This is a genomic window from Microbacterium maritypicum MF109 (assembly GCF_000455825.1).
GTDB classification, from domain to species: Bacteria; Actinomycetota; Actinomycetes; order Actinomycetales; family Microbacteriaceae; genus Microbacterium; species Microbacterium maritypicum_A.
Window position 1 is genome coordinate 70,228 of the sequence record NZ_ATAO01000188.1, and the last position, 11,083, is coordinate 81,310.

Annotated in this window: 10 protein-coding genes; 2 read left to right on the plus strand and 8 right to left on the minus strand. The window is 70.4% G+C overall.

All coding sequences use genetic code 11. The features are described from left to right. Positions 1-12: 12 nt before the first annotated feature. From L687_RS32180 to L687_RS32215, 8 genes are all read right to left on the minus strand, one after another. Complete coding sequence (locus tag L687_RS32180) at positions 13-621, minus strand: alkylhydroperoxidase domain protein (protein ID WP_021199927.1); 609 nt, start codon at positions 619-621, stop codon at positions 13-15. Beyond that, positions 618-1,250 (minus strand): CMD domain protein, encoded by a 633-nt coding sequence (locus tag L687_RS32185; RefSeq protein WP_021199928.1) that lies wholly within the window; start codon positions 1,248-1,250, stop codon positions 618-620. Before L687_RS32185 ends, L687_RS32180 begins: the two co-directional genes overlap by 4 nt. Then, positions 1,247-2,287 carry a putative FMN-dependent luciferase-like monooxygenase gene (locus tag L687_RS32190; protein ID WP_021199929.1) on the minus strand — a complete coding sequence of 347 codons (1,041 nt, stop codon included), beginning with the start codon at positions 2,285-2,287 and terminating at the stop codon, positions 1,247-1,249. Before L687_RS32190 ends, L687_RS32185 begins: the two co-directional genes overlap by 4 nt. Further along, positions 2,284-3,900, minus strand: a complete 1,617-nt coding sequence (locus tag L687_RS32195) for a dipeptide ABC transporter ATP-binding protein (RefSeq protein WP_021199930.1) — start codon at positions 3,898-3,900, stop codon at positions 2,284-2,286. The genes L687_RS32190 and L687_RS32195 overlap by 4 nt, the downstream gene beginning before the upstream one ends. Beyond that, complete coding sequence (locus L687_RS32200; RefSeq protein ID WP_021199931.1) at positions 3,897-4,793, minus strand: ABC transporter permease; 897 nt, start codon at positions 4,791-4,793, stop codon at positions 3,897-3,899. The genes L687_RS32195 and L687_RS32200 overlap by 4 nt, the downstream gene beginning before the upstream one ends. After that, positions 4,790-5,779, minus strand: a complete 990-nt coding sequence (locus tag L687_RS32205; protein ID WP_021199932.1) for an ABC transporter permease — start codon at positions 5,777-5,779, stop codon at positions 4,790-4,792. The genes L687_RS32200 and L687_RS32205 overlap by 4 nt, the downstream gene beginning before the upstream one ends. Positions 5,780-5,795: 16 nt before the next feature. Beyond that, on the minus strand, positions 5,796-7,430 hold the full coding sequence (locus L687_RS32210) for a TIGR04028 family ABC transporter substrate-binding protein (RefSeq protein WP_021199933.1): 1,635 nt from the start codon (positions 7,428-7,430) through the stop codon (positions 5,796-5,798). A 143-nt stretch (positions 7,431-7,573) separates the two neighbouring features. Then, the gene (locus tag L687_RS32215) at positions 7,574-8,986 is read right to left on the minus strand and encodes an NtaA/DmoA family FMN-dependent monooxygenase (RefSeq protein WP_021199934.1); all 1,413 of its coding nucleotides are present in this window, start codon (positions 8,984-8,986) and stop codon (positions 7,574-7,576) included. A 105-nt stretch (positions 8,987-9,091) separates the two neighbouring features. Between L687_RS32215 and L687_RS32220 the strand changes: the two genes are divergently transcribed. Both L687_RS32220 and L687_RS32225 read left to right on the plus strand, forming a co-directional pair. Further along, positions 9,092-10,078: a Gfo/Idh/MocA family protein gene (locus tag L687_RS32220; RefSeq protein ID WP_021199935.1), complete on the plus strand. Its 987-nt coding sequence runs from the start codon at positions 9,092-9,094 to the stop codon at positions 10,076-10,078. Positions 10,079-10,080: 2 nt separating this feature from the next. Further along, a complete protein-coding gene (locus L687_RS32225) occupies positions 10,081-11,052 on the plus strand; it encodes an NYN domain-containing protein (protein ID WP_021199936.1) in 972 nt (323 codons plus the stop codon). Positions 11,053-11,083: the final 31 nt, after the last annotated feature.

Below are 11,083 nucleotides of genomic sequence, written 5' to 3' on the forward strand. Positions count from 1 at the left end.
CAGGGCTCCGGGTCAGGCCGGAGCCACCGGCCGTCCGATCGACAGCATCAGCCGGTTCGCCCAGTTGAAGAACGCGGCGCCGTGGATGACGTCCGCGACCTCCAGATCGTCGAGCCCTGCCGCGCGCAGCCGGGCGATCTCGTGCTCCCTGAATGCGCTGGGCGTGTCGGTGAGGGCGACGGATGCCGCGACGATCGCGTTCCATCGCTCGCCCAGGTCCGCGTCCACGCCCTCCTCGAGCAGCAAGTCGACGTCGTCCGTGCGCTTGCTGTGGTGCGCGGCGAAGCGCGAGTGCACCGAGGCGCAGAACACGCAGCCGTTGCGACGGGATGCCGCCGTGGCCGCGAGCTCGCGGTCCGCGCGCGGGAGGCCCTCTGCCGCGTTGTAGAAGATGTCCTTGTCGACGAGGGTCCGCGCCTTGAGCACCTCGGGGTCACGGGCGAGCAGGCGGAAGTAGTCGTTCTTCGCCCGCGCGGCGTCGACAAGACCGTCGTAGTGCCGCGCGGTCAGCTCGTCTTCCGCGAGGGGTTCCAGGTGCGGGACCCAGCCGACCTCCCCGCGGGTGAAGGCGTGCGGGTGCGGGGCGTCATCGTGCCGGAGCACGCTCTGTTCGGCGGTCATGCGGCTTCCTCTTCCTCGGAGCTGTCGGTCTCGGATGCGGTCGTCAGTCCTGCGGCGGCGAGCACGCGGAGCCCGGTGACGACGCGCTGCTGGAAGGCGAGGAACGACACCAGCTGCGACAGCGTCACGATCCCGTCGGTCGACCACCCGGCGTCGAGCAGGCGCCCGAGGTCGGCACCCGAAGCCTCGCGGGGCCGGAACACCAGCAGGTGCGTGTGTGCGAGGGCCGCGGCGAGGCGCTCACCGATGACCGCGACGACCGCGCCGGAGGGGACGTACCGCTTCCCCTCGGTGTTCTCCTCCTGCAGCCCCAGCTCGGTGTAGGCGCCGAAGGGTCCGCTGACGGCCGCGCCGGCGGCCTCGGCGAGCACGACGCTCGCGGTCTGCGGATCCGCGTCCTGTGCGCGGGCGGCATAGAACACCGCGGTCGCATCATCCGCTCCGGCGAGCCCCGTCGCGAAGGCGGCGACAAGCTCACGCTCCGCCTGCGAGACGTGCTCGACCGTGACCGGTCGGAAGAGTGCGTCGAAGCTCGCCTGCAGCTGCTCTCGGGTGACCGGCCGGCGACGGCGCAGCGCATCCAGCTCCGGCGTCACCTCCACGATGCGGTCCACGATGTCGTCGGTCATGCGTTCTCCTTGAGGGTGAGGGTGTCTGGGGCGGAAGGGCTGAGTGCGTAGCCGAGGGCCGGCGCGACCTCATCGGCGAAGAGGGCGATGGATCGCAGCACGTGCTCGTGCGGGGCGTCGACCGAGTGCACCTGGAAGGCCACTTCGGTCGCGCGGGCGAGGGTGGCGTCGGCGGCGAGCGACTCCGCCACCTCCTCCGGCGTGCCGAGGTGCGTGTCGAGAGCGGCGATCAACTCGTCAATGCTGTCTCCGGGGATGGTCTGCCCCTGTCGGCGGAAGCCCTCCGCCCCCCGGCGCAGCCCGACCTCGGCGAACCGCAGCGCTTCGGCGCGGTCGTCCGCGACGAACACGGTCCGCGACGCGGTGATCCTCGGCTCCACCCCGGCCGGAAGCGCCTCGAGGTACGCGTCGATGATCGGATCCTGCAGTTCGGAGAGCGGTGCGTGCTGTCGGTCGGCGCGGCGAGGCTGCGTGCGCGAGAGCAGCAGTCCGTGCCCGTGCACCCCGGCGCGGTGCCCACCGGGCGCCGAGAAGGTGGCCTGCCAGATGCGGTCGGCGAGATCTCCGGCATCCGGGTAGAGCGTGTTGCCCGCCCCGATGTCGCGACCCGCCAGCCCGTCGAGCAGCGTGCGCAGCTTGCGGTCGTAGGTCGGTGCCTTGTCGCGCACGTCCTCCCCGAAGGGCACGAACGACGACGGTGTCCCCCCGCTGCCGAGTCCCAGATCCACGCGCCCCCCGGAGAGCAGATCAGCGACCACGGCATCTTCGGCCACCCGCACCGGATCCTCCAGCGGCAGGGTGATGACCCCGGTTCCGAGCCGGATGCCGCGGGTCACGGCGGCCACGTGGGCGAGGAACACCAGAGGGGACGGCAGCCCGCCCTCGGCCGCGTGGAAGTGGTGTTGGGCGACCCAGGCCCGCCCGATCCCGTGCCGCTCGGCCTGCTGGATCTGCGCGGTCGCGAGCGCATACCTCTCGACAGGTGCAGCGTCGTCGAGCAGGCGGGTGAAGAAGGCGACGGTGGGTGCGGTGGTCATACGACGGTCTCCGTTCGTCCGGGGACAGCGGCGAGCAGCTCCCGGGTGTAGTCGTGCTGCGGGTCGCGGAAGAGTTCCTCCGTCTGCCCTTCCTCGACGATCCGGCCACGACGCATCACCGAGACCGTGTGGCTGATCCTGCGCACCACCGCGAGGTCGTGCGAGATGAACAGGTACGTGAGTCCGAGCTCGGACTGCAGCGAGGTGAGCAGCTCGAGGATGCGCGCCTGCACGGTCACGTCCAGCGCTGACACCGCCTCGTCGAGCACCACGACCTCCGGATCGATCGCGAGCGCCCTGGCGATCGCGACGCGCTGTCGCTGGCCGCCCGAGAGCTCGCGCGGAGTGCGCCTCGCGACGTCGGCCGGGAGCGAGACCCGGTCGAGGAGGGCCAGCGCCCGTTCTCGGCGCTCGGCGCTCGATCCGACGCGGAAGTTCTGCAGCGGCTCCGCCACGATGTCGATGATGTGCTGACGAGGATCCAACGAGGCGAACGGGTTCTGGTAGACGAGTTGCACGCGTCGGCGCAGCGCGCGCAGCTGTTCGCGCTTCGCGTGGGTCACGTCTTCGCCGTCGACCTCGATCGTGCCGGCGTCGGGCTGATGGAAGCGCGTGACCAGCCGCGCCGTGGTCGTCTTGCCTGACCCGGACTCCCCGACGAGAGCGTGAGTGGTGCCCCGACGCACGCGGAACGAGACGTCGTCGACCGCGCGGAAGCGCTCGCGCCCCGCGACGCGGAACTCCTTCACGAGCCCCTCGGCCACGATCGCATAGGGGTTCTCCGCGGCGACGGCCGCCGCGTCCCGCAGGAACGGCGGCGCCTCCGGGCGGCGGAATCCGGTCGTGAATGCAGGAGCATCGGCGAGCAGCTGCCGCGTGTACGGGTCGGACGGCGCAGCGAGCACCGCTGCGCTCGGGCCCTGCTCCACGATCCGGCCGTCTTTGAGCACGACCAGCCTTTCCGCGCGATCGGCGGCCACACCGAGGTCGTGGGTCACGAGCAGGATGCTGGTGCCCTCCTCACGTTGCAGCTCGTCGAGCAGGTCGAGCACCTTGCGCTGCACCGTGGCATCGAGGGCGCTGGTCGGTTCGTCCGCGATCAGCAGGCGCGGCTGCAGGGCGATCGCGGTCGCGATCAGCACGCGCTGCCGCATGCCGCCGGAGAGCTCGTGCGGGTACTGGCGCGCCCGCAGGTCCGGATCGTCGATGCCGACGCGGTCGAGCAGCTCGATCGCACGCGCGCGACGCGAACGCCGGTCCCGGTGTCCGTGCAGGCGCAGGATCTCCTCGACCTGCGCGCCGATCGGACGCACCGGATCGAGCGAGGTCGTGGGGTCCTGCGGCACGAGGCCGATCTCCGCGCCGCGGATGCCCCGCAGCGCGCGATCGGTCCATCCGGAGATGTCGAGGTCTCCGAGTGCCACGGTCCCGCCATCGACCTTCCCGCCGGCCGGAAGCAGACCGAGGAGCGCATGAGCGGTCGTGGACTTGCCCGATCCCGACTCGCCGACGAGCGCGAGGGTCTCGCCCTCCTCGATCTCGAACGAGATGCCGTGCACGACTTCGCGACCCCCGTAGGAGATCCGCAGATCCGTCGCAGCCAGAACGCTCATCGCGTCCCCCTTCCGATGCGGTGGCTGATGCGGTTGGCGCTGAGCACGACCGCGACGACGACGAGACCGGGAAGTGCCGTGAGCCACCAGGCGGTCCCCACGTAGTTGCGTCCTTCGGCGATCAGCAGCCCCCATTCCGGGGTGGGCGGCGGGGCGCCGTAGCCGAGGAAGCCGAGAGTCGAGATCGCCAGGATCGCGGTGCCGAACTGCAGCGCAGCGAGCGCCACGATGGGTGTGAGCGAATTGGGCAGCACATGCCGACGCAGCACCGCGAAGAAGGTGGCGCCGCTGCCGAAGGCCGCCTCGACGTATTCGGTGCGCCGCACGCGGGCGACCTCGGCGCGCATCAGCCGGGCGAAGGCGGCGACGCTGCCGAGACCGACCGCGATGGCGGCATTGACGGTGCCGAATCCGAGCAGGATGATGACCGACAGCGACAGCAGGAGCCCGGGGATCGCGAGGAGCACGTCGACGACGCGCATGAGCACGTCATCGACCGCACCGCCCACGGCCCCGGCGATCGCGCCCAGCACCGTGCCGAGCGCGAGGCCGACCGTGACCGCGATCAGCGCGCCGGAGAGCGAATGCACCGCGCCATGGACGACGCGTCCGAACAGGTCGCGTCCGAGGGTGTCGGTTCCGAACCAGTGGGCGGCGCTCGGCGGCAGCAGCTTGTCGGCCGGTACGCCGGTGAGCGGGTCGCCGGGGGCGAACACCCCGGGGATGACTGCCCAGAGCACGGCGAGCGCCACGACGGCGAGCGCCAGATACAGGCCCCAGGCGCGGCCGTGCAGACGACCACGCCGCCGAGGTGCCGGCGCTTGCTCCTGAGGGGTCGGTGCCGGCACGGCTCCGGGCTCGACGCTCGTCTCGGCGATCACGGGAGCGGTCATGCTGACACCTCCTGGGGTGCGGGCTTCGAGGGGGCGAACGCGGCGGATGGGCGGGAGCGCGTGAGCGTCCGCTGGCGCGGGTCGATGAGCGGGGTGACGAGGTCGACCGCGAAGCTGATGACCACGAAACCGAGAGCGGAGAGCAGCACGACGCCCTGCAGCACCGGGATGTCCTGGTTCGTGACGGCCTGCTCCGTGAGCCTGCCCACGCCCGTGCGACCGAACACGGTCTCGGTCACGACCGCTCCCCCGACGAGCTCTCCGAACAGCACGCCGGCGATGGTCAACGTCGGCACCGCGGCGTTGCGGGCGACCGAGCGCGTGAGCACCCAGAGCGGCGGCGCGCCCTTCGCGCGCACCACCGTGACGAACGGCTGCGCCTGCACCTGATCGATCGCCCTGACCAGCACCTGCGCCAAGGGCGCCGAGATCGGCACCGCGAGGGTCAGCACGGGGAGGATGAGGCCGCTCGCCGGGTCGGCCCCGACGATCGGCACCCAGCCGAGTCCGAAAGAGAACACCTGGATGAGCAGGATGCCCAGCCAGAACACCGGCACGGCGACGAAGAGGCCGGGGATCTGGCGCAGACCATCACGCAGCCAGGCGAACGGCGCGAGGGACGAGAGCCCCGCGATCAGGACCGCCAGCAGCAGCGCGACGAGGAGTCCGAGCGACGCGAGCAGCAGTGTCGCCGGCAGCGCCTCGGCGAGCATCGCCAGCACCGGCGTGCCGAACTGCGTCGAGAATCCGAAGTCCCCGGCGAGGAAGCCGAGCCCTGCGTGCACGTACTGCTGCCACCAGGGCAGGTCGGCACCGTACGTGGCGCGGATGCTGTCGAGCTGATCCGGCGACAGCCCGAGGCTGGGGTCGGAGAACTTGATCAGGATCGCATCGCCCGGCAACAGCTGCAGCAGGAAGAAGGTGGCCGTGAAGGCCGCGATCAGAACGATCGCGGCCTGCCCGGCTCGTCGGAGGACGAAATTCATCGACGCACCATGCCGATCAGTGCTCGGAGAGCCAGACGCCGGAGAACGTCGGGCGCCCCACCGACTCGAACGCGACGCCGTGCACATATGTCGCCGTGCCGTACACCTGCGGCTCCTCGAACAGCGGGATGACGTAGGCCTGCTCGGCGATGTAGTCCTGCACGGCCTGCGACGCAGCGACGCGCTTGTCGGCGTCGGGCTCGGAGGCCACCGCGAGGAGCAGCTCGTCGAGCTTCGCATCCTTCGAGATGAGCACGTCGCGGTTCTTCGTGAAGTACTGGCTCTTGATCACGTCGAGATCCGCCCGGCCGACCATCGAGTGGTAGAAGCCGGTCTTCAGCGGGTCACGGGTGTCTTCGGCGTAGCTGCCGGCGTCGCCGGGCTTGACCGAGAGCTCGACACCCACCTTCGCCAGCTGCTGCGCGACGAGTTCGAGGGTCTGCTTCGACAGGGGCTGCGGCTTGGCCTCGTAGACCGTGATCGCGAGACGCTCTCCGTCCTTCTCGCGGATGCCGTCGGCACCGGGCTTCCATCCGGCCTCGTCGAGCAGCTTCTCGGCCTTCTTCGGGTCGTACTCGTAGTGCTCTGATTCGTCCTTGTAGCCGAGGGCCTGAGAGGACAGCACCGAGGTCGCCACCGGGTAGTTCTCGGTGAAGAGCGTGTCCACGACCTCCTGCGCATCCACGGCGGAGATGATCGCCTGCCGGACGCGGATGTCGGAGAGCAGCGGGTTCTCGGGGCGGAGGGCGATCGAGTTGTTCACCCCGCGGGTCTGCGGGGCGTAGAGCGTGAAGCCGGCCGCCTCGACGCGGTCCTCGTCGAACGCCTGCACGTAGCGGACGTAGTCGGCCTGGCCGGCGAGCAGCGAGCCGATGCGCACCGAGTCCTCCGGCGTGATCAGCACGTGCACGGCATCCAGGTAGGGGCGGCCGTCGTTGTCGACGCTGTCGGGGCCCCAGTCGTAGTCGTCGCGGGCGGTGAGCGTGTACTCGGTGCCGAGCTTCTCTCCCGTGACGGTGAACGGCCCCGAGCCGATGATCTCGGCCGCGTTGCCCGCACCGAAGTCCTCGATCGTGCCGTCGAGGGTCGCAGGCGACAGGAGGCCCGAGTTGATCGTCGAGGTCGCCTGCAGGAACCCGGGCGACGGCGCCGAGAAATGGAATGTGACGGTGTCCTCGTCGGCCACCTCACTGCTGGCGTAGTTGTTGATCGCCTCGGAGACAGTGAGTCCCCGCTCGGCATCGCCCAGCCCGTAGGTATCGAAGTTCTTCTTCACGGCCGCGGCGTCGAGCACCGTGCCGTCCGAGAACGTGACGTCGGGGTTCAGGTTGAACGTGTACTCGGTGGCGTCGTCGTTCACGGTCCAGTCGGAGGCGATCCAGGGCTCGATCTCGAGCGTTTCCGGATTCTGCCAGGTGAGACGGGCCGCGATGTTGTTCACGATGCCGCCGTTCGGGTAGAAGCCGGCCTGCGGCGGGTAGAGGTTCGTGTACGCCTGGTGCTCGAGGTAGGTGAGCGTTCCTCCCGTGACGGGGTCGCCGCCTTCGGCAGGCGAGTTCGCCGGTGCGGGCGTCGACGCGCAGGCGGCGAGGCTGCCCGCGAGGACGAGCGGCAGCGCGATGGCAGCGGCGCGGATGAGACGACGGTTCATGGGTGGGCCTCCAGGATTCGGGTGCGGTGCTTCGGGTGCTGTGCGGTGCTTCGGGTGCTGTGGTGAGGTGACTTCACCGTAGGAATCGCGGTTCCTCCGGCGCGAGGTGGCCGACTCCGGATGTCGCGTGGCGACACGCGTGGTCACGCGTCGACATACGAGGAAATGCGCAGACGGTCGCGGAGGGTCGCTCGGGTGCTCTCCTGCGCGTCTCGCAGCAGGCCGCGACGACGCAGCTCGGGAGCCGCCTGTCGCGTGAAAGCCTCGAACTGCGCGGGCTGGAACGCCGACAGCACGTTGAACCCGTCCGCGGCGCCCTCCTCACGCCAGGTCTCGAAATGGTCGGCGATCGTCGCCGCGTCTCCCACGACGAACGCCGCCGGCACCGCATGCGCGGCGACCAGGTGCCGCCATGTGAGCGGATCGCCGTTCCCGATGCCCGATCCCGAGACCTTCGATGCGGAGACGCGCAGCCCGGCGATGATGCCGAGGCGCTCGATCAGCGCGGCGCCGCGCTCTCCCAGCCGCAGGGCCTCCGCAGAGGTCACGGGCGCGTCGAAGGTCGAGGTGCGCAGCGGGTCGTCGAGCGGGACGTCGAATGCATCGGCGAGCGCGGCGACGGTGCGATTCGACGGGAACGCCGTTCTGGCCGCCTGGTGCCCCTCGGCCAGCGGCACCAGGGCGAGCAGCCGCTCCACGATGCGTCGCGCGTCGGCATCCGTGTCCGCGACGACGGGAAGCACCGGGGCGATCACCTTCAGCGCATCCGGCGATCGTCCGGATTCCGCCGCGATGTCACGCAGCAGTCGACGGGTCGCGATCGCATCGGCCAGCGTGGGCGCGGCCGTGAGCGCGAGATCGGCTTCGGTGGCCGCGAGCGCCCTCGAGCGCGGCGACGTCCCCGCGTGCACGATCGGGATCTGTCCCTGCGGCGGGCGGGCGACGTTGAGCGGTCCCGTGACGCGCACCTGCGTTCCCCGCAGGTCGGCGGCGCGGAGTGCCTCCGGGTCGATCAGCACCCCGCGGTCGGCGTCGGCGATCCAGGCGTCCTCGCCCCACGAGTCCCACAGTCGGCGCAGTGCCTCGACGAACTCCTCCGCCCGGTCGTAGCGGGACTCGTTGTCGGCGTGCGCCTCGCGGCCGTGGTTGCCCGCTGCACGCGGCTCGGCGCCGGTGACGAGGTTGATCCCGGCACGGCCTCGGGTGAGCACGTCGAGGGACGCCAGCGAGCGTGCCGTCGTGTACGGGTCGGCGTACGTGGTGTTGACCGTGGCGATCAGGCCGATCCGCGAGGTCACCCCCGCGAGGAAGAGCACGGCGCTCACGGGATCGATGCGGGCCAGCAGGTACGGGTCGCGGAACTCCAGATCCGGGCCGGTGGCGAGCCAGTCCCCGAAGAAGAGGTAGTCGAGGCCGGCGTCCTCCCCCTCCCGCGCGATGTGCCGCAGGATGTCGGCGTCGGACGCGGGATCACGATGCGCGCCGGGCTGCCGCCAGCCCGAGGGGTACGCGCCCAGGGTGCGCACCATGGCGCCGATGATGAGGGGTTCGGTCATGGCGTCACGGTAGGAGCCGTCGAGCCTCCGCTGCCAGGGCGCCGATGCCGGGCGTCACGGGATGTAACAGTCCGTCACAGCCGGCACACCCCCTACGCTGAGACCATGACAGGTCTTCGGTGGGGAATCCTCGCGACCGGCGGTATCGCCGGCGCATTCGCGTCCGATCTGAGAACCGCGGGGCTCGACCTCGTGGCCGTCGGGTCCCGCTCGCAGGAGTCGGCGGACGCGTTCGCCGCCCGCTTCGACATCCCCCGCGCGCACCCCTCGTACGAGGCGCTGGTGTCCGATCCCGACGTCGACATCATCTACGTGTCGACGCCGCACCCCATGCATCACGAGAACGCCCGGCTCGCGCTCGAGAACGGCAAGCACGTGCTCGCCGAGAAGGCGTTCACGCTGAACCGCGCGGAGGCGGAGGATCTGCAGGCGCTTGCGGCCGAACGCGGCCTGCTCGTCATGGAGGCGATGTGGACCCGCTACCTGCCGCACATGGTCCGCATCCGCGAGCTCATCGCCGACGGCGTCCTCGGCGAGATCCGCGCAGTGAACGCCGACCACACGCAACTGCTGCCCTCCGACCCCACCCACCGCCTCAATGCCCTCGAGCTCGGCGGCGGCGCGCTCCTCGACCTCGGGATCTACCCGATCTCCTTCATCTGGGACATCCTCGGCGCACCGACCACGCTCCACGCCGTCGGCCGGCTCGTGGAGACCGGAGCCGACTCCGAGGTCGCGACCGTCATGACGCACGAGGGCGGAGCGATCTCGACCAGTCTGTCGTCGTCGCGCGCCGCCGGACCCAACGTCGCGAGCATCATCGGCACGGCCGCCCGCATCGACATCGATGCGGTCTGGTACAGCCCGACCACGTTCCGGGTCGTCCTCCCCGACGGCACCGTTCACGAGACCTACACGTCCGAGGTCGAGGGCCGCGGGATGCAGTACCAGGCACTCGCCGCCGAGCGGCTCGTCCGCGACGGCATCCTCGAGGGCGACATCCTGCCCATCGCCGAGAGCGTCGCCATCATGGGCGCTCTCGACGAGATCAGAGCGCAGATCGGCGTCCGCTATCCCCGTGAGGAGGTCTGATCATGGCCGAGACCACCGATGCCCGCGTGGCCGTCTACCTCGATTTCGACAACATCGTCATCTCCTGGTACGACCGCGTGCACGGACGCAACGCCTACGGCAAGGACCGTCAGCGGATCAGCGAGAACCCGAACGATCCCGAGGTCACCGACCGACTGAGTCGCGCGATGATCGAGGTCGGCGCCATCATCGACTACGCGGCCTCGTTCGGCACCCTGGTGCTCACGAGGGCCTACGCCGACTGGTCGTCTCCCGTGAACGCCGAGTACCGTTCGCAGCTCGTGGCGCGCGCCGTCGACCTCGTGCAGCTGTTCCCGGCAGCCGCCTACGCCAAGAACGGCGCCGACATCCGCCTCGCCGTCGATGCGGTCGAGGACATGTTCCGGTTGCCCGACCTCACGCACGTCGTGATCGTGGCGGGCGACAGCGACTACGTGCCGCTGGCTCAGCGGTGCAAGCGTCTCGGACGCTACGTGATCGGCGTCGGAGTGTCGGGCTCCACAGCCAAGTCGCTGGCCGCCGCGTGCGACGAGTTCGAATCCTACGACTCGCTTCCCGGTGTGGTCCGCCCCGTGAAGGCGGCGCCCGCCGTCGCCGCGAAGTCCGAGGCCGTCGCGGAGCCCGCGCCCGAGGCTGTGCCCGATGTCGCAGACGCGGTCAAGGCGAAGACCCCGCGCCGGGCGAAGTCGAAGGCGGCCGCACCCAAAGTCGAGGAGCCCAAGCTCGACGAGCAGGGCGAGGCGACCCAGTTGCTCGAGCGCGCGCTGCGTCTGGGCCACGACAAGGCCGACGCCGACGAGTGGCTGCACAGCTCAGCGGTCAAGACGCACATGCGCCGCATGGATCCGTCCTTCAGCGAGAAGGCCCTCGGCTACCGCTCGTTCTCCGATTTCCTGAAGTCGCGCGACGACATCGCCGAACTCGAGGAGACCGGGCACGAGCGACTCGTCCGTCTGCGCGAGCCCGCCGCCTGATCGACGCGCTGCCTGATCAGCACGCGCGAAC

Coding starts and splice junctions, on each gene's coding strand:
- L687_RS32195 (WP_021199930.1), bottom strand. CDS start 3,900: ATGAGCGTTCTGGCTGCGACGGATCTGCGGATCTCCTACGGGGGTCGC.
- L687_RS32190 (WP_021199929.1), bottom strand. CDS start 2,287: ATGACCACCGCACCCACCGTCGCCTTCTTCACCCGCCTGCTCGACGAC.
- L687_RS32215 (WP_021199934.1), bottom strand. CDS start 8,986: ATGACCGAACCCCTCATCATCGGCGCCATGGTGCGCACCCTGGGCGCG.
- L687_RS32180 (WP_021199927.1), bottom strand. CDS start 621: ATGACCGCCGAACAGAGCGTGCTCCGGCACGATGACGCCCCGCACCCG.
- L687_RS32220 (WP_021199935.1), top strand. CDS start 9,092: ATGACAGGTCTTCGGTGGGGAATCCTCGCGACCGGCGGTATCGCCGGC.
- L687_RS32225 (WP_021199936.1), top strand. CDS start 10,081: ATGGCCGAGACCACCGATGCCCGCGTGGCCGTCTACCTCGATTTCGAC.
- L687_RS32185 (WP_021199928.1), bottom strand. CDS start 1,250: ATGACCGACGACATCGTGGACCGCATCGTGGAGGTGACGCCGGAGCTG.
- L687_RS32200 (WP_021199931.1), bottom strand. CDS start 4,793: ATGACCGCTCCCGTGATCGCCGAGACGAGCGTCGAGCCCGGAGCCGTG.
- L687_RS32205 (WP_021199932.1), bottom strand. CDS start 5,779: ATGAATTTCGTCCTCCGACGAGCCGGGCAGGCCGCGATCGTTCTGATC.
- L687_RS32210 (WP_021199933.1), bottom strand. CDS start 7,430: ATGAACCGTCGTCTCATCCGCGCCGCTGCCATCGCGCTGCCGCTCGTC.